The following is a 21,623-nucleotide window of genomic DNA, read 5'->3' on the forward strand; positions in this document are numbered from 1 at the left end:
CGAGCAGGCTCACCCCTACAAGGGAAACGGTTGTTACTTGGCCCAGCGCCGCAGATCCGACGGGGTGTAATCGTCGGTCTTGGCTGCAAATCCGACCCGCATCGGCTGGGTCTCTTCGTTGGCCAGCCCCCCGGCGTAATAACGCCCGGCGATCAGGTCATACGAGGTCTCCAGCACGTTGTAGGTGAAGCCATGGTCGTACTGCGCAATCGCGTGCAGTTCACCGCTGCGCCACAACTCGCCCCGGCTGTCGTACTGGTCCGACTGAGCGATCTGCCAGCTGTCCTCGTCCACATAAAAGCGCCGCTTGGCGTAGATGTGCCGGGCGTTGGGCTTGAGCGTGGCTTCCACCACCCACACCCGGTGCTTCTCGTAGCGCGCCAGGTCCTGATTGATGTGGTTGGGCTTGATCACCTCGTCGTACTTGAGCGCGTGGCTACCGATCTTGTAACTGTTGTAGGGAATGAACAGCTCCTGCTTGCCGATCAACTTCCAGTCGAAACGATCCGGCGCACCGTTGTAGCCGTCGATGTTGTCGGCGGTGATCAGGCCGTTGCTGTAACGCGCGCTGTTGTCATAGGCGAGCATCGGCGCCCGCCGTACACGGCGCTGACCAGGCAGGTATTGCCAGGCCGAACGCGGCTCGGCGACCTGATCGATCGGCTCGTGCACCAGTACCGCTTCGCCGGACAGACGCGCCGGCTCCAGCACCCGGCTCTTGAACAGGAACAACGTATTGGCGTTCGGCTCAAGCCCGGACACCGTGTCGGCAAAGTTGATCAACGACTGGTTGCGGATGTAACTGGTCGCGCCGTTCTCACGCACCAGCGCCGAGCTGCTGATGCGTTCGTAACTGCCGCCGCGATAACGGGTCATGTGGTTCCACATCACTTCCAGGCCTTCGGTGGGCAATGGAAACGGAATGCCCCGGGCGTAATCATGCAAACCGTTACCGCCATCGGCCATGCTGGTTTTGGCGACGTTGGCGCGGCTCTGTTCCAGTACATCCTTGGGCAGATTGGCGCTGCGGTGGGTCGGATAGATGTTCATCTTGTAGCTGTCCGGGTAGCGCTTGAACAAGGCGATCTGCCCGGGGCTGAGAAACTTCTGGTACTGCGCGAGGTTCTGCGCGGTGATGGTGAACAGCGGTTTTTCCGCCGCATACGGATCGCTGTAACTGCCCTTGCTGTCGACGGTGCCGGCGTTGCTCGCCAGCCCACCGCTCCAGGCCGGAATACTGCCATCGGCATTGGCGGCCATTTCCGAGCCCATCGGCGTCAGGGTCTTGCCCAGCGGCGCCGGATCGTTGCCTTTGGCTTGCGCCAGACCCACGCTGCACGCCAGCGCGAGTACACACAATTGCATACGCATGAGAATTCTCCTTAGAAGTCTGCCTTGAAGCTGACGGATGCGAAGTCGCGGTCGTCGAGGGTGCTGTAATCGTTGGAACCGAAGAACGCGTTGTAGGCCAGTTCCACGCTGTAATCGTTCATGTAGACGCCGGTCAGACTCAGGCCCAGCGCTTGCTGACCTTCCTGGAACGGCCCTTGCGGATCGTAGGAATACCCCGAGACGTCATGCCGCCAGTTGACCGCCGGAATCAGATTGATCCCCGGCAACACGTCGCTGTATTCGAGGCTGGCGCGCAGGCGATAACCCCACGACCAGTCAGTGGCAAAACCCTTGTCGGTGCAGTACTGATTGGTCACGCCGGACGCCACGCTGTTGCACGCCGTGCCGTTGCGCGGTGCACTGCGGCCGAACGCGGCGTTACGGCCCAGACGCTCATCACCCAGATCATCGATGTGCACGACACCGGCCTCGCCGAACAGGCTCAACCGCGTGGCGCCGAGCACGTTGTCGATCGCCTGGGTCGCCGACCCGGTCATCTGCCACACGCCTTTGCGCACCCAACCGTCGTAGCGGCTGCCGGCGTTGGTGTTGAAGCCCGGTGGCAAATCCACCCATGAGCTGCCGCCCGGCCCGGAAATCACCGCGACGTTGATGTCCGGTGCGTTGATCGCCAGCGGCATGTTCGGCCGATAGCTCAACTCACCCGCCAGCGAGATGCCGCTGACGGGCTCGACACCGTTGAGGCTGATGCCATAGAGGTGAATGTTCTCGGGAAACGCCGCGGCATAACTGGGTGCCTGAATGCCACCGGGAAAGGTCCCGGGCAGCGCCGAGTTGCGTGCATCGAGGGTGAAATACGGCAGACGCGAGTGATAGTTGATGTAGTAGATCGCCGCTTCGGCGTCGTTCAGCGCCGGGATCATGTTGCGCAGCGCAAAGCCGAACTGGCCGTTGTCCGACGGCGATTCGTTGCCCCGTGAATAGGCGTACAACCCGGCGGCCTGCATCTGTTTGTCGGTCTGGATCTGGCTCAAATAGAGCGGCCCGCAACCCTTCTGGATCGCATCACTGCTGGCGAAAAACGTGCCGCAACCGTCCAGCGCGCTCTCGCGCCAGTTGTATTGGTAGAAGCCTTCCAGATTGAGCGTGTCGGAAATGCCGAAACTGAACGACACCATCTCCACAGGCAACTGGCCTTCCTTGATCTCCACCCCCGGACGGTTGAACGCGGAGATGTCGAGCGGGTTGATCACGTTGATACCGTTCTGGATCAGCAACGATTCGCCCCACGACAACACCTGATTGCCGACCTTGATGTTGAGCGGGTGATCATCAATCTGGAAATCCTTCCAGACATAAGCATCGAGCGCCTTGAAGCCTTTGAATTTCGACAGGTCATCCCAACCCGAATCGTCGAACTTCTTGAAGCGGCCATTGCCATCTTCATAGGCCGCGTCGTACCAGTATTTGAAGCGCAGAAAGGCACCCTGCCCCTGGCCGTCGAGGCTGAAATCGGTGAGGCCCTTGAAGTTCTGCGAGATCGGGTCGCCCTTCTCGAAGTTCAGCCGGTTGTCGTCGGCGCTGACGCTGCTGCCGTTGGCGTGCACGCCTTGCGCTTGCAGGGCGTTGGCGCGGGTCATCAGGCTTTTGTCGGGGTTTTGCGTCGACCAGCTGCTGCCCAGGGTCAGGGTGGTTTTGGTCGACAGGCTCCACTCATCGTTGAGGTCGAAACTGGTGGCATGGCCGGGACTGGACAGTGCGGCGAGAACCGCCAGGGTCAGCGGTTTTGTACGGGGGTGGCCACGCCGGAAAAGTCGCGGACGGACTTGGGGCGTAACCGAGCTTTTTTTTATCATTATTGGGCTCCGGTCAGGTTTGCTCAGCACTGACACGGTGCCCTACCGTCAGCACCTGCACGCAAGCGATGGCCGACAAAAAACAATCATCAGCGCACTTGCATCGCTGCTTACACAGGATTGAGCCGGAACTGCTTCGGAGTGATGCCGAACTGTTTGCGGAAGGCGCGAATGAAGTTGCTCGGCTGGCGATAACCGAGGCGTTCGGCGATGCGTTCAATCGGCTGATCACCGGCGGTGAGCCAGTGCCGCGCCAGCTCCAGACTGTCGCTGCGATTGGGTGCTGGCGCTTCAGTCTGCCAGTGCCGCAGCATGCTTTGATGCAGGAAAGGATTGGCGCCCAACAGGCTTTCGTCGAGGCTTGAGCGATGTAACGTCAGGCGCGGATGCGCGCCGGCCTCGACGCCAATGCCGGCATTGCGCAGCCATTCCCCGGCGGCTTGTGGCGGGCACAGGCTGACGACGGGGAACACCGCGTCCGGGCTCTTGCCCAAACGCCGGGCAATGTTGCGCACCAGAGTAATCGTCGCCGCGTCGAGGCCGAAGTGATGCGCCTGGCCCTGCACCGGACGCAAGTGCAAATGCACGACATCGCCCACTTCCTCAAGCTCGGCCACGACAAAATTGGTCACCCGCGGCGCAAACGTGACGAAGCACTCAAGGCTGGCGCGAAGGGTCGGCGCCGAATCGAGCAGGATGTTCAGACCTTGCAGGCAAGTGGTCGCCATGGCGTTGACCAGTTCACAACCGAACGTCGCGGCAGCCCCCGCTTGCTCGCACTCACGCCACAACTGCTCAACCCGGTGCGCTGGGATCTGCCGCCCCTGATCTTCCAGCGCCGCCAGACTGATTCCGGCGCGTTTCAACAACTTTTCCGGGCACAGACCGGCTTGCTCGGCATGGCTGAGAATGGTGCGGGTGAAAGCGCTGGAGGCGAACATTGGCGTGGACATGGCGGCGATTACCAGAAGACAGGCGTGTACTTATGCCAGCCGACGTGCTATCGATCCAATGCATTAAAAGTATCCGCAGAATGCAGGAGACGCATGATGGATTTGCGCCAGCTTCGCCACCTCGTGGCCCTCGCCGACTACCGTAACTTCGGGCGCGCGGCCGAGGCAATCAACCTCAGTCAACCGGCCTTCAGTCGCAGCATCCAGACCCTGGAGCGGGACCTGGATTGCGCGCTGGTCGAGCGCAGCAGCCGCGAGTTTCGCCTCACCGGCCAGGGTGAACTGGTGCTGCAACACGCCCGGCGCCTGCTCGCTGGCAGTCAGGCATTGCACAACGAACTGACGCAATACAACGGTCTGACCGGTGGCGAACTGCAATTCGGTTGTGGCCCCTACCCGGCGCAAGTGCTGGTACCCGAGGCCCTGGCCGAGTTCATTCAGGCGCATCCGGCGATTCGCACACGTTTTCATCAGGGCGACTGGCAGCAACTGTCACTGTGGCTGCGCGAACAGCAGATCGAATTTCTGGTGGCAGACGCCCGCTACTTCATCGGCGACCCGCAGTATCAGGTGCAACTGTTGCGTACCCGGCCCGGGCGTTTTTTCTGCCGCGCCGGTCACCCGCTCGCCGGACAGAAGAATCTGAAGCTGCGGGCGCTGCTCGATTACCCGGTGGTCGGTACGCGGATTCCGCCGATGATCCGCAAGATTCTTGCCGATGTGCTGGGCGAGCCGGACTTCAATCCGAGCGTCGAGTGCGCCCAGTTCGACGCGATCCAGCGCGTGGTGCTGCGCTCTGACGCCGTAGGCCTGGCAACGCTTGAGGCACTGCGCGAACAGGTTGATCAGGGCTTGATTCACCTGCTCGAATTCATCGACGTCCCCCGCGACGACCCGGCCTTGCACCTGAGCTACGGGATTGTCACCCGCGTCGGCTACTCCATGACCCCGGCAGCGCGGGCGATGGTCGAAGCCATCCTGAACGTCGATCAGCGCCTGCTGGCCGCCAACCAGTAACCCGGTGCCTGACACACCGCTTTCGCGAGCAGGCTCGCTCCCACAAGTTGAGCGCATTCCTGCAGACGGAACACGATCAACTGCAGGAGTGAGCCTGCTCGCGATGGCATCGAAACATTCAACATCCCACTGCCCGACACACCGCTTTCGCGAGCAAGCCCGCTCCCACAATTTGACCGCATTCCTGCTGACCGAACACGGTCAACTGTAGGAGTGAGCCTGCTCGCGATGGCATCGAAACATTCAACATCCCACTGCCTGACACACCGCTTTCGCGAGCAAACCCGCTCCCACAAGTTGAGCGCATTCCTGCTGACAGAACACGGTCAACTGTAGGAGTGAGCCTGCTCGCGATGGCATCGAAACATTCAACATCCCACTGCCCGACCCACCGCTTTCGCGAGCAAGCCCGCTCCCACAATTTGACCGCATTCCTGCAGACGGAACACGGTCAACTGCAGGAGTGAGCCTGCTCGCGATGGCATCGAAACATTCAACATCCCACTGCCCGACACACCGCTTTCGCGAGCAAGCCCGCTCCCACAAGTTGAGCGCATTCCTGCAGACAGAACACGGTCAACTGTAGGAGTGAGCCTGCTCGCGATGGCATCGAAACATTCAACATCCCACTGCCCGACCCACCGCTTTCGCGAGCAGGCCCGCTCCCACAAGTTGAGCGCATTCCTGCAGACAGAACACGGTCAACTGTAGGAGTGAGCCTGCTCGCGATGGCATCGAAACATTCAACATCCCACTGCCCGACACACCGCTTTCGCGAGCAAGCCCGCTCCCACAATTTGACCGCATTCCTGCTGACCGAACACGGTCAACTGTAGGAGTGAGCCTGCTCGCGATGGCATCGAAACATTCAACATCCCACTGCCTGACACACCGCTTTCGCGAGCAAACCCGCTCCCACAAGTTGAGCGCATTCCTGCTGACAGAACACGGTCAACTGTAGGAGTGAGCCTGCTCGCGATGGCATCGAAACATTCAACATCCCACTGCCCGACCCACCGCTTTCGCGAGCAGGCCCGCTCCCACACGTTGAGCGCATTCCTGCTGACCGAACGCGATCGAATGTGGGAGCGGGCTTGCTCGCGAAAAGGCCGGCACTCACAACCTGTTCATAAACTGGCACACCGCTATCGCGAGCAGGCTCGCTCCCACAGGGGATGGGTGATGGCCGGGCCTGGTGGGTCGCCCAGGGCGCGCAACAGGCAGTGCATGGCTTCTTCGCGGCTGCGTTCGAAGCGATAGCGCGCTTCGATGTACAGTGCCAGTTTCAACTCCACGACATCCTCCAGAGGCAACGGCACCTGTTGCATACCCAACGCACTGGCGACCCGGCTGGGCAGGCTCAGGCCAAATGGCTGGCGGTCGGCGATCAGTTTTGCCGCCAGCGTGCTTTGTGTAGTCAGTGCGATCGTGCGGCGCATCCCCTTGAGGCCCAGTTGCAAATCCACCGGACTGAGCCCGTCACGCCGGCTCGACACCTGAATCTGCGGCTGCTGCAAATACGCCTGCAAGGTGCGCGGCGGCTCCTTCAGCGCCGAGCCATAGGCGAACACATAGTGATCCGTCGCAAGGCTGCGTTTATGCAAACCACTGAGCCCGGCCAGCGGTTGGTCGATGTCGATCAGGATATCGAGCTTGCCGCTGGCCAACTCTTGAAGGGCATCGCGCCGGCGCGGCTGAAAAAAACGCACTTGCCAGTCGGCATGTGGCGTTTCCAGCAAGGCATCGAGCAATACCGGCTGCAGACAATCCAGGCAACTGATGCGCAGCAACGGGTTGTTCTGCCGCGCCGCCGGAATCATCCGCAAGCCGTCACGCAGTGACTCCAGCGCCACGCGCACATAGTCGGCCAGCCGGTGCGCAACCAGTGTCGGCGTCACCCCCAGGCGACTCTTGATGAATAACGGATCCCCGCACAATTCACGCAGGCGCCGCAGCGCGTTGCTCATGGCCGGCTGCGACAGGCACATCACATCGGCGGCGCGAGTAACGCTGCGCTGCTGATAGATCGCATCGAAGGCAAGCAGCAGGTTCAGGTCGAGCTGGCGTAAATCAAGCATGGTCTTGCTCCGGCAAATCGCTTAACGTCGGCCAGCCTAACCAGTGTCCAGGAACAAGCGGTGAGCCCTACATGACAAAAATCAATCAGCCGCCCGCCAACGCCTTTTATGCCCCGACCTTGCTACCGGCGATCGAAGAGTTGCTGGCGCGCGGCGTTGCCCGCGAAGCCATCGAGGCGCAGTTTCATCGCAGCCTGTTCGACTTGCGCACACCGTTCATGCGCATCCCGTTGGTCCTGTCGCGACGGTTCTGGGCGTTTGCGCTGGAACAGAGCGGCGATCCACTGATCGGGCTGGCGGCAGGCCGACGCTTCGTGTCCACGGCCACCAACGGTCTGACGTACCTGTTCGATATCGCGGTGTCGCTGGAGAGTGCCTGCGCTTACTTCGTGCGCTTCTTTCCGTTTTTCAACGGGCACTTTCAGGCGCAGATCGTGCGCGAAAACGGTGACGTCGAATTGCGCCTGATCGAGTCCGGCAGCCTGCGCGCCGCCCCCGCCACCGCCGATTACATTCTGATCAGCCTGTGCAGCATGTTGCGGCGCAAATTGCTCGCCAGTGGCCTGGGGCGTGATCCGGTGTTGGGTGTGCAACTGCTTTCGCCGAGCAGCGCGGAACACGAGCGCGCCTTTCGTGCTCCGGTGCAGGGCTCGCGGCAGTCCCCGGCGATCCGCCTCGATCCGCAGCTGTTCGTGGCGCCACTGACTCCGTGTAACCAGGCGCTGGAACAGACTTTGGTGGAACTGCTGGAACAGACCCGACGCAACAGCGAAGCGACCTTGCTCGAACAGCTCAGCGACTATCTGATCGAGGACTTGGCAACGGCGGACTGGAAACAGTTCTGCGCAGACCGGCACCTGGTAGAGCGCACTGCGGCGCGGCGCCTGAAAGTATTGGGCTGGGGTTTTTCCGAGTTACTCGATGAATACCGGCGTTATCGGGCCGAAGATCTGTTGCAGGCGGGCGAGCTGGAGCTGGTGCAGATTTCCGATCGGCTGGGCTACAGCGATGTGCAGAGTTTCAACCGCGCATGTCTGCGCTGGCTGGGGTGTGCGCCGGGGGTGTATCGAGCTCGATGGCTCTCGGTTGCCTGATCCGGCCGCATCGCTTGCAGGCAAGCTCCCGCAAGGGATGTGCATCTTCCACTTCCAACTGTGAAAGCTTGCAGAGTTCCCCTGCAACACAGAAGCTCCCACAATTGAAATGCGATCCCCTGTGGGAGCTTGCCTGCAAGCGAAGAGGCCAGTTGGCTCTACACAAATCTCACTCCCCGGCCGCCACACTGGTCGCTGCCTCCCCCGGCGTCACAATCGTCTTCAGATCGATATGCTTCCACTCAGGCTTGGCCCCCAACCGCGCATTGAAGCGGTAATTGAAGGTGAAATCGTCCGCCGTCGGTACCGTCAACGGCTTGCCATACATTGCCTCAATCCCCGCTATGTCGTAGCCCATCAACTGCAGCAGCGTCGGGAAGATGTTGTAGTGGCTGGAACGGTCCTTGTTCACCGACAACGACTGCGCCCAGTCCGGGCCGTGCAATTGGTCGCCCTGAATCACCACCAGTGGCACCAGCCCCTCCTCCTCCACCGGGTCGCCGCCGCAGTGCGTATTGAGCCCGGGGTTGCCGCGTTCATGCAGATCCTGACCGTGATCGGAGGTGTAGATCAGCAGCGCATTGTTCAGATTGGCCTGAACAAATACCCGCGCGAAGAACTCGCCGACGTTCCACAGCACCGTGTTCTTGTACGCGTTGCGGTACAACACCCAATCGTCCGGCTGGCCGTTGAAACCATCGCGCTTGCCGGTGTCGGCCACCTCGGTGAACTGCCCACGGGGCAGCGTCGGGCGGTAAGCCATGAACGCGTCGGGGTATTTGTCGTGCACCGGGAAATGCGCGCCAACCTTGTTGATCACCACCAGCTCCGGCTGATCGTCGTTAAGCAGTTCGATCAGCTTCGCGGCAGCGGCCATGTCACGGTCACGCACGCTGGTCTGATCAAACTGGACGAACTGGTCGATGTCTTTTTTCTCGGTGTCAGTCATCAGGTTCTGCAGATTGCCGCCCGTGCGCTGGGCGTCGATGTACACCGTGCGCAACCCGGCCTTTTTCGCGTACTGCCAGATCGACGGCAGGGTGCTGTTGATCCGCATGTAATCGGCGCGGGTGCCGCCGTAGCGCAGCGTAACGTTGGTGTCGGCGCTGCAGTTGGCAATGGACGCGGCGTAACCGTAGTTGAAAATATCGACACCCGGATGCGCCTGCTTGAGGTTGCTGTGCACCCCGAACGGCGCATTGATGTCCAGGTAATTGCCGGAAATGCTTTCGTCGATGATCAGCACGATGTCGTGATTGACCGCCGGGACGTTGCGCGCCAGCGTTACCGGCTCACGCGGGCCAACCGTGTTGTGCAGCGCTTCATAGGCGAACAGGTTCAGATAGGCCAGCGGCGCGTACATGATCGGCAAGCCGCGCGCGCCCTCGCCCGCCCGCAGAAACAGCACCGCGCTCAACAGCAACACCCCACACACCGGCGCCGCCACCCGCAATGCGTTGGGCACCGCCAGCGCATGGCGCGGCTTGAGCCCGATGCCGAACAGCAACAGCAGGCCACTGAGCGCGCCATGAATGATCGCGTCGCGGTACTGGTAGGCGGCTTCCTGGATGAAGCCGCCGGAGTACACCAGCGAGACAAAGCTGCTGTAGCTCAGATAATCAGCGGTTACCCGGGTATAGACATCAAAAAATACCGCCGAGATAAATAGCGTTATTGCCAATAAGTGCCGAATCAGCACCTGACGAATATAAGCCGTTAGATATAACGCTAAAGTGAGCGCCAAAAACATCGCGCCAAAAAGAAGTACAGCAAAACCGACACCGATAGCATTTAACCGATCGATGTAATATTCGGAATAAAGCAGCAGATAAATGATTAAAAGCAGTTCTTTCAAATATCGAAACATGGCAATTCCGGTCGCGCAAAACGGCATTCGGTCAATAGTTTGTCGGTCAAAATCTGACACTAGCACCCGGCCATCAAAGCGCAAGAAAAGCCTGACTTTTCTGTCAAGCGTCAAAAAACTGTTGACTCATTCCTGACACACTCCAGGCGCTACAAGTCTTTAATTTCACGGCTTTCGACCGTTTATCGATTTCTTTTAAATGTGAAAAAAGCGTCAAGAACGCGACAAATCCAGCAATAGCAAGCACTTGATGGCCAATAGCCTGAAAAAGCCCGGTGTTATACACATGCAACATGTCATTTTGCTGACACGCTTTCCCACGCCTGCGCTATACCCCTTTTGACAGTTCAATTTCGTTCTTCTTCCACCGTCTTACGAGGCACGCCAATATGGACGTGAGCGTATTTGGTACGGGCTATGTTGGCCTTATTCAAGCAGCCGCACTTGCCGATGTCGGACATCGGGTTTTATGTGTGGATATTGACCCGAACAAGATTAAACAACTGCAACAGGCCGTTCCGCCTATTAGCGAACCGGGGTTGTCCGCAGCGCTGGAAGAAAACATCAAGGCCGGCCGTTTGCTGTTCAGTACCCAGGCCAGCGACGCGGTGGAGCATGCCGAGCTGATTTTCATCGCCGTGGGCACCCCGGCCGATGAGGACGGTTCCGCCGACCTGAGCCACGTGCTCAACGTCGCCCGGCAGATCGCTTCGCACATGGAGGCCGATCGCACCCTGATCATCAAATCCACGGTGCCGGTCGGCACGGCGGACCAGGTCGCCGCCAAAGCCAACGAAGAGCTGCTGCGTCGCGGCAAAAGCAGCCTGAAGGTACGAGTGGTGTCCAACCCCGAATTTCTCAAGGAAGGCAGCGCCCTCGCCGATTGCATGCGCCCGGACCGGATCATCGTCGGCACCCGTGACGACGCGGCCCGCGAGCAGATGAGCGAACTCTACGCACCGTTCTGCCGCAACCACGAAAAACTGATGTTCATGGACAACCGCAGCGCCGAGCTGACCAAGTACGCGGCCAACGCGATGCTCGCCACGCGCATCAGCTTCATGAACGAACTGGCCAACCTCACCGAACTGCTGGGCGCCGACATCGAAGCCGTGCGCAAAGGCATCGGCTCCGACCCACGCATCGGCTACCACTTCATCTATCCAGGTTGCGGCTTCGGCGGCTCGTGCTTCCCCAAGGATCTGCGTGCCCTGCTGCACACCGCCGAGCACAATGGCATGCCACTCAAACTGCTGCGCAGCGTCACTGACGTCAACGACAGCCAGCGGCACATCCTGTTCAGCAAACTCAAGGCACAGTTTCCGCAAGGCCTGGCCGGCAAGTCGATCGCGATCTGGGGCCTGGCGTTCAAACCCAATACCGATGACATGCGCGAAGCCCCCAGCCGCTACCTTATGGATGCGCTGTGGGCCGAAGGCGCCAGCGTGCAGGCCTACGATCCGGAAGCCATGTCCGAATGCCGGCGCCTGTATGGCTATCGCAACGACCTGCACCTGTGCGCCACCCGTGATGACACCCTGGAAGATGCCGATGCGCTGGTGATCTGCACTGAGTGGAAAAACTTTCGCGTGGTGGATTTCGAGCTGCTGGCGAGCAAGCTGCGCTCCAAGGTGATTGTCGACGGTCGCAACCTCTACAACCCGGAACACGTGGCCGCCGCCGGCCTGCACTACAGCGGCATCGGCCTGCGCCACATCGCTCCGGAAGGACTGCGCCCATGAAAATCCTGGTCACCGGCGCAGCCGGCTTCATTGGCGCCCATTGCGTGTTGCGGCTGATGCGCGACGGGCATGCGGTGGTCGGCCTGGATAATTTCAACGGCTACTACGATCCGCAGCTCAAACACGATCGCGTGCAATGGGTGCGCGATCAGGTCGGGCATTTCCCGCTGGCACGGATTGATCTGGCCGATGCCGCCGCGATTGAAGCGCTGTTTGTCCGCGAGCAACCGCAAGTGGTGATCCACCTCGCGGCGCAGGCCGGGGTGCGCTACTCGCTGGAAAACCCGAAGGCCTATCTGGACAGCAACCTCTGCGGTTTCCTGAACATTCTCGAAGGCTGTCGGCATCATCCGGTCGAGCATTTGATTTACGCCTCGTCGAGTTCGGTGTACGGCGCCAACCAGCACATCCCGTATTCGGTGCACGACGGCGTCAATCACCCGCTGTCGCTGTACGCCGCGACCAAAAAAGCCAACGAGCTGATGGCCCACAGTTACAGCCACCTGTTCGGGATTCCTTGCACCGGCCTGCGCTTCTTCACCGTGTACGGTCCCTGGGGCCGGCCCGATATGTCGCCGATCCAGTTCGCCCGGGCGATCACCGAAGGCACGCCGCTGAAACTGTTCAACTACGGCGAGCACCAGCGCGATTTCACTTACATCGACGACATCGTCGAAAGCATCGCGCGTCTCACCGACCATCCGCCGCACAACCACCCGGAGTGGGATCGTGAACACCCCGACGCGGGCAGCAGCATGGCGCCGTGGTGCCTGTTCAACATCGGCGGCCACCACCCGGTGGAGCTGAAAACCTATCTGGCGCTGATGGAAAAACACCTCGGCCAGAAAGCCATTGTCGAGCTCTTGCCCCTGCAACCGGGCGATGTGCTCAACACCTGTGCCGAGACCGATGATCTGGCCCAGGCCACCGGGTTCCAGCCCCGGATCGAGCTGGATGAAGGACTGGGGCGTTTCATCGCCTGGTTTCGCGACTACTACCCCACGGCCTATCGCCCACGCGCCGCTCGCGGCTGAACATCAGCGGAGGACCCCATGACTGGACATGAGCAAGGTGTACCGATCAACCAGATGCGCCGCGACAAGCGCATGGACCCCGAACACCGAATGCGCCTCGATACCGCCATCCACATGCAAGGCCGTGGCTGGTTGACCGGCCGCGACGGTGGCCGGCCATGGACGTTGTCGCGCACTAACCGCGTGATGGCCTGCGTCGGTGCGTTGGTGATTCTGGTGGTGTTTTCACCGCTGCTGCTGGGCCTGGCGCTGACCATCAAATTCACCAGCCCGGGGCCGGTAATGTTCGTGCAAAAACGCACCGGCTATCGCGGCCGCAAGTTCGGCATGTACAAGTTCCGCACCATGGTGTGCAACGCCGAAGAACTGAAGGAATCGCTGCGCCACCTCAACAAACACGGGGTCGACGCCATCGATTTCAAGATCGACAAGGACCCACGCATCACCGGGATCGGCGGTTTCCTGCGGCGTACCAGCCTCGATGAACTGCCCAACCTGTTCAACGTGGTGAGCGGTGACATGCGCCTGGTCGGCCCGCGTCCGACCTCGTTCAACGCCTACCGCTACAAGGACAGCCACCTCGCCCGCCTGAGCATCTACCCCGGCATGACCGGCCTGTGGCAGATCTCCGGGCGCAGCAACATCGACTTCGACCAGCGCGTTGAGTTGGACCTCAGCTATATCGCCGAGCAAAGCCTTTTGCTTGATCTGAAGATCCTGTTGAAAACCCCTTTCAAAGTATTCAGCGGCCACGGAGCAAGCTAATGGACGGTTCAACCAATAAAAGCCTGAGCATTGCCAACCCCAGCGAATCGAACCTGATCTCGACCGTGCTGGATCTGGATCTGCGGATCCTCTTTCTGACCGCCGCCAACCCCGGCGCGGGCACCACCACCAGTGCCCTGGCACTGGCCAGCCAACTGGCGCAGATGAGCAGCGGCCAGGTGCTGCTGGTCGATGCCAGCCAGTCGGCGGGCAACCTCACGCAGCAATTGAACCTCGGCAAGGAGCGCGGCCTGCGCGACCTGCTGTTCAACCCGGACAACCCGCCGCTGTTGCAGGACTGCGTGGTGCAGGTCTCGAGCCTGCCGTTCCATGTGCTGCCCAATGGCCGGCCGATCCGCACTCTGGAGCACCTGACTGCCGAGCGCCTGAGCCCTCTGCTCGATCGGTTGGGCACCCAGTACCGCTTCGTGGTGATCGACGGTGACGCGGTGTATTCCGCCGCCGACACGCTGGTGCTCGCCACTCAGGTCGACGGCGTGGTGTTCGTGGTACGCGCCGAGGACACCCGCTGGGAAGTCGCTCAGGCCGCCGTGCAACGCCTGACCCAGGCCGGGGCAAAAGTGGTCGGCAGCGTGTTCAACCGGCGCAAGTACTACATGCCCAAATGGCTTTACAAAAACCTGTAAGCAAACGCGAAGGATGACGCCATGAACGCCAAGATACTTGTTCTGCTGATGCTGCCGCTTGCAGGCTGCTCCAGCACTTCCGAAACCCAGAACATGCCGGTGAATATCCTCACAGCCACGCCGGCCAACGCCCAGGCGACCGACATGCCCAAGGTCGAACAGACCCTGCGCCCGCAAGACGTGCTGGATGTGATCTTCCACATCAGCACCAGCGGCTCGGACGCCTACCGCGTGCAGTCGGGTGACCAGATCGGTCTGAATTTCACCGCCGCCAGCCAGCTCAACGGCAACCAACTGGTGCTGCCCGACGGCACCATCAGCCTGCCGGGCGCCAACACCTCGGTGAAAATCGCCGGGCTGACCGGTGAGCAAGCGCGTGATGAAATCCAGCGCGCCTATCAACGCAAACAGCTGTTCCAGCCCAACCGCAATCAGCTGACCGTGCAGATCATCAGCCCGCTGACCAATGAGCAGAACCTGAAAAGTGCGCTGAATCACCCGGCCACCGGCATGAGCCGCGAAATCACCGTGGGCAACGACGGATATGCGAGCTTCCCGGAAATCGGCGCCGTGCCGCTGCAAGGCATGACCATCAATCAACTGGAAACCTTCCTTAACCAGAGGTACGCGCAATTGCCCGGAAAGATGAGCGTCGATGTGATGCTCAAGTCCACCGCCGGCAACGAGATCTACGTGCTCGGCGAAGTCGGTCAACCGGGTTCCTACCCGATCCGCCGCCCGGTCTCGGTGCTTGAAGCGCTGACCCTGGCCCGTGGCACCAACGTCAAGGCGCGTCTGGATTCGGTGGTGATCATGCGCCGCAACGGTAATCAGGTGCAGGCCGTGCACTACGACGTGGAAAAAGCCCTGGCGGGCGACGCGTCGCAGATCGCCTACCTGCAACCGGACGACATGCTGTTCGTGCCGAAAACCAAACTGGCGAGTGCCGGCGAATTGGCTCGGCAACTGGCAGACGTGGTGTTGTTTCAGGGCGTGGGCTTCAGCTTCGGCTACCGCGTCGACAACAAAAGCAGCAGCAGTAACTGACTCCCAGGTGAACGATCATGAATCCAAAGGAAAACTACCTGCATGAGTTCTTCAGGATCTTCTTCGCCAACAAGCAACTGGTGAAACGGGTCTTCCTGATCTTTGCAGTCATCGCACTGCTGCTGCCATTGGTGCTCAAACAGAGCTTCGATATCACCGCCCAGGTGATCGTGCAGTCGAAAAAACTCTCCCAGGGTGACGCCACCACGTCACTGACGGTCGATAACGCCACCTTCATTCCGCCGTCGCTGGCGGACATGGAAACCGAAAGCAATATCCTGCGGTCCCCGGCGCTGATCCGCCAGACCATCAGCGAGCTGCGCGACAAGGGCGAGTACGACCCACCGGTGGGCGTGTTCGCCAAACTGGTGAGCGACCCGTTCCGGCGCTACGTCTCCTCGCCACTGCGCCAGTACGTGATCAATCCGCTGCGCAACATGCTCGGGCTGCAAACCGATCCGGTGCGTGACACCGTGCTCGACGGCCTCACTCAACAGGCCCTCGACAGCCTGAAGATCGAGACCCTGCCCGGCTCCAACGTGATCTCGATCATCTACAGCTTCCCGGACCCGCATCAAGGCACGACGTTTGTCGCCAGCCTGCTGCAGAACTATCTGGTCAGCCGTCAGGCGCTGCAATCGATCGACCTGCCGCAATCCTTCTACGAAACCAAGAAGCACCTGTATCAGGTACGTCTCGATGGGCTGGAAGGCAATCGCCAGACGCTGCTGGAGAGTGTTGCATCGTCCGATCCGAAGGAAGAAATCACCTTCCGCCTGAACGCGATCAACACTGAAGAACAAGCCCTGAACCTGTACCAGGATCGCCTGTTGCAGAGCCAGCGCTGGCTCGAATACCTGAAAACCGCACTGACTGCCGCCAGCAGCAACAAGCTCAACGACTACACCTTCCCCTTCACCTTCACCACCACCGTCGATAACGTGGCGTTCGAGGATCGGGAAATCAAACAGTTGGGCGAGCAACTGACCACCCAGGTCAGCCGCTACATGAATGACCTCGCGGTGTTCCAGCCTGGCAGCGAGCCGATGCTGCTGACCCGCGAACAGATCGCCCGCACCCGCCAGCAGTTCCTCAAAGTGGTGAGCAACCGCATTCAGGAACGCACCAACGACCTGGCCGTGGTGCAACAGGTGATCGACCAGAAAACCGCGCGCATCGCCGAGTTCAAGAACCGCATCCACACCTTGCAGCAGACCCAAAGCAAGCTGCGGCAGATGGACACTGAAATCGACGCGCTGCACACGGCGTTTTCGACCTACGCGCAGCGTTTTGCCGAAAGCAGCACGGCCGGGGCGCTCAACGATGACCTGTCGAACGCCAAGGTGCTCAGCCCGCCGTTCGAACCGACCGAGCCGGCCTTCCCCAAACCGCTGCTGATCATCCCGTTCGGGCTGTTCACCGGTCTGTTGCTGGCGATTGCCCTGGTCTACGTGCGTGAGTTCTTCGATCATCGTTTCAAACACCCAGCGCAAATCACCCACGAACTGGGCCTGCCGGTGTTGCTGGTGATCAACGACGAGAACGTGCTGCCACGCAATCCGCACAAGAACTGGACCGTACCAAGCTTCGTGCACTGGGTGCGCAATTGAACACGCAGTCCACCCCGAACGCCGCGCTGCCGATCATTCATTTGCTCAGCAGTGGCGGCTTCTATGGGGCCGAGCGCATGTTGCTCGATCACTGCCTGGCGACACCGGGGCAGCACCAGGTGCTGTTTCTCGATGCACCGTCGGCATTAATCGCGCGCTTTCGCGAGGCTGGGGTGGACTGCCGTGGTTGTGCCGGCCTGAGCGAGTTGTTGCGCTATCTGCGGGCCCGGCGCAGCGAACAGCCGCTGATCAACACCCACAACTTCAAGGGGCTGTTGTTCGGCTGGGTCGGGGCGACGCTGTTGCGTTTGCCGCTGGTCATCACCCAACACGGCTTCACTCCGCGCAGTCGCAAGCAGAAGTTCTACACCTGGCTGAGTCTGCAGTTGTGCCGCACGGCGTCGGTGGATCGCGTGGTGTGTGTGGCCGAGAGCATCGCCGTGCTGCATCGTCAGGCCAGCGTGCAGGCGGAAAAACTGCAAGTGATCCCCAACGGATTACCCGCCGCCGATGCGCGGGTCTGCAACGTTGACCGCCAGCGCTGGCTGGCCGGTTACGTCGGACGCCTGAGCAGCGAGAAAGGCCCGGACCTGTTTCTCGACGCGCTGATTCCGCTGTGTCACCAGCATCCGCAACTGGATGCGGTGATGCTCGGCGACGGCCCGGAACGCGAGCTGCTGCAGGCGCGAATCGACGCCGCCGGACTGTCACAACGGATTCGCCTGCCCGGTTACCAGACTGCCATGCAACCGTGGTGGCAGCAGCTGGATGCACTGGTGATCAGCTCGCGCACCGAAGGCACACCGATGATTCTGCTCGAAGCGATGCAGGCCGGCGTACCGGTAGCGGCGTTCGCGGTCGGTGGTATTCCCGATGTGCTTGAGCACCGGCACAGCGGCCTGCTGGCGACACCCGCCGACAGCGCCGCCCTCGCCCGTCAGCTCGACAACCTGCTGAACGAGCCGAACCTGGCCCGGCAATTGTGCGACAACGCAAAGCGTACGCAACAGGATCGCTACGACCTCAAGGCTTTGGCCGAACGCTGGTCGCAGCTGTACATCCGCACGGCACGGGAGGCACGCGCATGATTTTCCCGCTCTCGATCGTCACTCTGCTCGGCCTGGTGTGCATCGGTTTGCTCGCCAGCCCTTATCCGTTTCTGGCACCCGGCGCGGTCATCGGCCTGGTGGGTTTCTCGGTGTTGTACCGCAAGCCGACCTGGGGCCTGCTGGGGATTGCCGCGCTGGTGCCGTTCGAAGGTTTCTTCAAGGACAGTTCGCTGTCCGGAAGCAAACTGATCGGCGCCTCGCTGGCGGTGATTCTGATGCTGCAACTGGCCATGCACCAGATTCCCGGCGAACGCCTGCGCAGCAACCTCTGGCGTTTTCTGGCGTGGTTTCTGGTTCTGTATTTCCTCAGCCTGCTCAACACCGATGACATGGGCATGTCGCTGGGGCATCTACGTGAACTGAGCGTCGGGCTGATCCTGTTTGTCATCACCCTGCTGATCGGCCGCGAACTGAACCTAGACCTGTTCGCCAGACTGGTGACCCTGAGCGTCAGCGCCACCTGCGCCATGGCGATGTTCTCGACCAAATTTCAGGATCAGGGCCGCGCAGCCGGTCTGCTTGAAGACCCCAACGCGTTTGCCCTGCTGATCGCCTTCGCCATTCCGCTGGCGCTGCTGCTGGTGATTCGCGGCCCGAACCTGCTGCACCGGTTGTTCTGGGGCGCCTGCTGCCTGTTGCTGCTCGGCGGCATGACCAAGACCGAGTCGCGCTCCGGGTTGGTGGTGGTGGCCTTGAGTCTGTTGATCGGCTGCTGGCACTACCGCGCCCAACTCACCCGAATCCGCCCGCGGCACCTGGGGTTCGCCATGCTCGGCGCGGCCATCGTGATTCCGCTGGCGATCTACGCGATGCCCGCCGGTTACATCGCGCGCATTCAATCGCTGAGCGTGCTCAGCGCCGGGGCCAAGGGCCACGACGACGAATCCCTCGGTCGCCGTGCTTCGTACATCGTGGTCGGCGGCCAGATGATCCGTGAGAACCCGCTGCTCGGCTCCGGCCCCGGCACCTTCCCGCTGCACTACGCGACCACCGGGTACGCCAAGGCGTTTTCTGCCAATCGCAAGGTCGGCGACCTGTACCGTCGTGCGCACAACACTTACCTGGAAATCTTCAGCGAACTGGGGATTCCCGCCGGCCTGCTGTTCGTCGGCATGCTCGGCCTGGGCTTGTATAACCTGATTCGCGCACGCGCCGCGTGGATGCTGCGGCGCGACTGGCAACAGGCGGACCTGATGACCCACCTTGGCGTGAGCTTCCTGTCGCTGACCCTGTTCTTGATGTTCCTCAGCGCGCCGAACCAGAAATACGTGTGGATCATGCTCGCGCTGACCAGCGTCCTGCGCCTGAAGGCCGAACAAGCACCCCTGACCGAGGCCCGCGCATGAGCCGGATCAGCATCATCATCCCGATGTACAACGAGGCCCGGCACATTGGCCGCACCCTGCTGGCCGCGCAAAAAGCCGCGCATGCGGCCAATGTCGACTGCGAGTTGATTGTGGTCGACAACGGTTCGAGCGACGACGGCCCGCACATCGCCCGCCAGTTCGGCGCGCAGGTGCTGGTGCTGCCGGGCTTGCTGATCGGCGCCCTGCGCAATCGCGGCGTCTTGCTGGCGAGCGGTGAGTGGATCGCCTTCATCGATGCCGACGTCGAAATGCCCGAAGACTGGCTCCTGCCGCTGTTCGAACTGCAAGCCAGCAGTCAGGCCGATGTGTTCGGCCTCGATCTGCACACGCCCGCCGCTGCGCCGTGGTACGCCGCCGCCTGGCAACGGCGCACGCTGCGCCCGTCGAGTCAGGCATCACACGCAGTGGACTGGCTGCCCAGCTCCAACCTGCTGATGCGCCGGCGCTGGTTCGACAAGGTCGGCGGCTTCAACGAACACCTGCGCACCGGCGAAGACAAGGAATTCACCCTGCGCCTGCACGAACAAGGTGCGCGGTTAGTGTCAGTGAACAGCCGCGTGGCCCTGCACTGGGGCTACGAGATGAACTGGCGTGAGTGGATGGGCAAGGAAATGTGGCGCCAGGGCAGTCATCTGCAGTTGCTGCGCACCCACGGTTTCAGCTTGCGGCTGCTGCGCTTCCCGCTGCTCTCGCTGGCAGTGTGGATTCTGGATTTCCTCGCGATCTCCGCCCTGCTCGACGGTTTTCCGCATCACGCAGCGTTCATGGTGTTGCTGACCCTGTTGCCCGGACTGCTTCTGAGCATTCGTCAGAGTTCACGCCATCACGACCCGGGCCTGACCCTGCAGCTTTGGGGCCTGCACTGGGTGCGCCTGCACCTGGCCGGCGCCGCCCTCATTCTCAGTCTGTGTCATTGGAACGCCAGGAGGCCTGCCCGTGGCTGAATTCATTTTCTGGATGTGCCTGCTGCTGCCGGTGTACGCCTATCTGGGCTATCCACTGCTGCTGACCGTGCTGGCGCCGCTGTTCCCGGCCTGGCGCCACACCCCGGCGCCACCGCTGAACATCAGCATCGTGATCGCCGCGCACAACGAGGCGCGACACATCGAGCACAAGTTGCGCACGCTGCTGGCGCAGGATTACCAACCGGCCACGTTGCAGATCATTCTCGCCAGCGACGGCTCCACCGACGACACCGTGGCCTGCGCGCACAAGGTGGTTGATTCGCGCATCAGCGTGCTCGATCTGCCGCGTCAGGGCAAAGCGGCGACGCTGAACGCCGGCGTGGCACTGGCCATCGGCGACATCCTGGTGTTCACCGACGCCGACAACCAATGGTCGCGGGAAACCCTCGGCTACCTGCTCGCGCCACTGAGCGACCCCAACGTCGGCGCCTGTGCCGGGCACATGGTGATTCCGGTGACTGGCGGTGGCTTGAGCGTCGGCGACAGTCTGTACCGGCATTACGAAGGCTGGCTGCGCCGGGTCGAGAATCGCACTGGCTGCATGGTCTCGGCCGACGGCGCGCTGCTCGCCCTGCGCCGCGAGCTGTTCCAGAACGTGCCGGCGGAGGTCAATGACGATTTCTTTCTGAGTACCTGCGCACCGGTCGCCTTCAAGCGCATTGTGTATGTGCCCGAGGCGCAAGTGATCGACCACGGTGTCGACGAAGCGGACAAACAGTTCCGCCGCCGTCAACGCGTGACCGTCGGTGGCCTGCAAAGCCTGGCCCAGCGCAGTGAGCTGCTCAACCCACTCAAACATGGCCTGTATTCGCTGGCGCTGATCAGCCACAAGCTGATCCGCCGCCTGGCGCCAATCCTCCTGCTGCCGTTGCTGCTGAGCAACTTCTGGCTGTGGAACGACCACGGTTTCTATCGACTGGCCCTGATCGCCCAACTGGTCGGCTACGCCATTGCGCTGGCCGGGTTGCTGGACTCGCAACATCGCTTGCCCAAACCGTTTCGTCTGGCCGCGTTCCTGCTGGTCACCCTCGCCGGGATGAGTCTCGGCCTGTGGCAGTTCCTGCGCGGCCACCGATATGCCCAATGGAATCCCGAACAGAACCGTTAGAGGACTCAGGC

The 21,623-nt window shown here is 61.3% G+C and carries 17 protein-coding genes; 12 read left to right on the top strand and 5 right to left on the bottom strand.

What is annotated here, in order from left to right; translation table 11 throughout:
• Positions 1 to 33: 33 nt before the first annotated feature.
• From QMK55_RS02830 to QMK55_RS02840, 3 genes are all read right to left on the bottom strand, one after another.
• Positions 34 to 1,371 carry a DUF1329 domain-containing protein gene (locus QMK55_RS02830; protein WP_320328631.1) on the bottom strand — a complete coding sequence of 446 codons (1,338 nt, stop codon included), beginning with the start codon at positions 1,369 to 1,371 and terminating at the stop codon, positions 34 to 36.
• 11 nt (positions 1,372 to 1,382) lie between these two features.
• Positions 1,383 to 3,209, bottom strand: a complete 1,827-nt coding sequence (locus QMK55_RS02835; protein WP_102358607.1) for a DUF1302 domain-containing protein — start codon at positions 3,207 to 3,209, stop codon at positions 1,383 to 1,385.
• 110 nt (positions 3,210 to 3,319) lie between these two features.
• Positions 3,320 to 4,162 (bottom strand): AraC family transcriptional regulator, encoded by an 843-nt coding sequence (locus tag QMK55_RS02840; protein ID WP_320328632.1) that lies wholly within the window; start codon positions 4,160 to 4,162, stop codon positions 3,320 to 3,322.
• Positions 4,163 to 4,258: 96 nt separating this feature from the next.
• Here QMK55_RS02840 and QMK55_RS02845 point away from each other — a divergent pair, with 96 nt between their 5' ends.
• Entirely contained in the window at positions 4,259 to 5,179 is a 921-nt protein-coding gene (locus QMK55_RS02845) for a LysR family transcriptional regulator (RefSeq protein WP_102358605.1), read from the top strand.
• 1,145 nt (positions 5,180 to 6,324) lie between these two features.
• Here QMK55_RS02845 and QMK55_RS02850 read toward each other — a convergent pair.
• Positions 6,325 to 7,257, bottom strand: coding sequence for a LysR family transcriptional regulator (locus QMK55_RS02850; protein WP_102358681.1), 933 nt, complete (start codon positions 7,255 to 7,257; stop codon positions 6,325 to 6,327).
• Positions 7,258 to 7,328: 71 nt separating this feature from the next.
• Here QMK55_RS02850 and QMK55_RS02855 point away from each other — a divergent pair, with 71 nt between their 5' ends.
• On the top strand, positions 7,329 to 8,351 hold the full coding sequence (locus tag QMK55_RS02855) for a helix-turn-helix domain-containing protein (protein ID WP_102358680.1): 1,023 nt from the start codon (positions 7,329 to 7,331) through the stop codon (positions 8,349 to 8,351).
• Positions 8,352 to 8,520: 169 nt separating this feature from the next.
• Here QMK55_RS02855 and QMK55_RS02860 read toward each other — a convergent pair whose 3' ends face one another.
• Complete coding sequence (locus QMK55_RS02860) at positions 8,521 to 10,218, bottom strand: sulfatase-like hydrolase/transferase (RefSeq protein ID WP_320328633.1); 1,698 nt, start codon at positions 10,216 to 10,218, stop codon at positions 8,521 to 8,523.
• Positions 10,219 to 10,607: 389 nt separating this feature from the next.
• Between QMK55_RS02860 and QMK55_RS02865 the strand changes: the two genes are divergently transcribed.
• The 10 genes from QMK55_RS02865 to QMK55_RS02910 are packed head-to-tail and all read left to right on the top strand — an operon-like array spanning position 10,608 to position 21,612.
• Positions 10,608 to 11,960, top strand: a complete 1,353-nt coding sequence (locus QMK55_RS02865) for a UDP-glucose/GDP-mannose dehydrogenase family protein (RefSeq protein ID WP_320328634.1) — start codon at positions 10,608 to 10,610, stop codon at positions 11,958 to 11,960.
• Complete coding sequence (locus tag QMK55_RS02870) at positions 11,957 to 12,994, top strand: NAD-dependent epimerase (protein ID WP_102358677.1); 1,038 nt, start codon at positions 11,957 to 11,959, stop codon at positions 12,992 to 12,994. The genes QMK55_RS02865 and QMK55_RS02870 overlap by 4 nt, the downstream gene beginning before the upstream one ends.
• An 18-nt stretch (positions 12,995 to 13,012) precedes the next feature.
• Positions 13,013 to 13,759, top strand: a complete 747-nt coding sequence (locus QMK55_RS02875; RefSeq protein WP_102358676.1) for a sugar transferase — start codon at positions 13,013 to 13,015, stop codon at positions 13,757 to 13,759.
• Positions 13,759 to 14,406, top strand: coding sequence for a CpsD/CapB family tyrosine-protein kinase (locus tag QMK55_RS02880; RefSeq protein ID WP_007961335.1), 648 nt, complete (start codon positions 13,759 to 13,761; stop codon positions 14,404 to 14,406). Before QMK55_RS02875 ends, QMK55_RS02880 begins: the two co-directional genes overlap by 1 nt.
• A gap of 21 nt (positions 14,407 to 14,427) precedes the next feature.
• Positions 14,428 to 15,453 carry a polysaccharide biosynthesis/export family protein gene (locus QMK55_RS02885; RefSeq protein WP_102358674.1) on the top strand — a complete coding sequence of 342 codons (1,026 nt, stop codon included), beginning with the start codon at positions 14,428 to 14,430 and terminating at the stop codon, positions 15,451 to 15,453.
• Positions 15,454 to 15,470: 17 nt separating this feature from the next.
• Complete coding sequence (locus QMK55_RS02890; protein ID WP_102358673.1) at positions 15,471 to 17,063, top strand: GumC family protein; 1,593 nt, start codon at positions 15,471 to 15,473, stop codon at positions 17,061 to 17,063.
• The gene (locus tag QMK55_RS02895; protein ID WP_320328635.1) at positions 17,060 to 18,151 is read left to right on the top strand and encodes a glycosyltransferase family 4 protein; all 1,092 of its coding nucleotides are present in this window, start codon (positions 17,060 to 17,062) and stop codon (positions 18,149 to 18,151) included. The genes QMK55_RS02890 and QMK55_RS02895 overlap by 4 nt, the downstream gene beginning before the upstream one ends.
• Complete coding sequence (locus tag QMK55_RS02900) at positions 18,148 to 19,518, top strand: O-antigen ligase family protein (protein ID WP_320328636.1); 1,371 nt, start codon at positions 18,148 to 18,150, stop codon at positions 19,516 to 19,518. Before QMK55_RS02895 ends, QMK55_RS02900 begins: the two co-directional genes overlap by 4 nt.
• Positions 19,515 to 20,483: a glycosyltransferase gene (locus QMK55_RS02905; protein WP_102358670.1), complete on the top strand. Its 969-nt coding sequence runs from the start codon at positions 19,515 to 19,517 to the stop codon at positions 20,481 to 20,483. The genes QMK55_RS02900 and QMK55_RS02905 overlap by 4 nt, the downstream gene beginning before the upstream one ends.
• Positions 20,476 to 21,612, top strand: a complete 1,137-nt coding sequence (locus tag QMK55_RS02910) for a glycosyltransferase (RefSeq protein WP_320328637.1) — start codon at positions 20,476 to 20,478, stop codon at positions 21,610 to 21,612. Before QMK55_RS02905 ends, QMK55_RS02910 begins: the two co-directional genes overlap by 8 nt.
• The last annotated feature ends 11 nt before the right edge of the window (positions 21,613 to 21,623 follow it).

The organism is Pseudomonas sp. P8_229 (genome assembly GCF_034008635.1).
Classification (GTDB): Bacteria; Pseudomonadota; Gammaproteobacteria; order Pseudomonadales; family Pseudomonadaceae; genus Aquipseudomonas.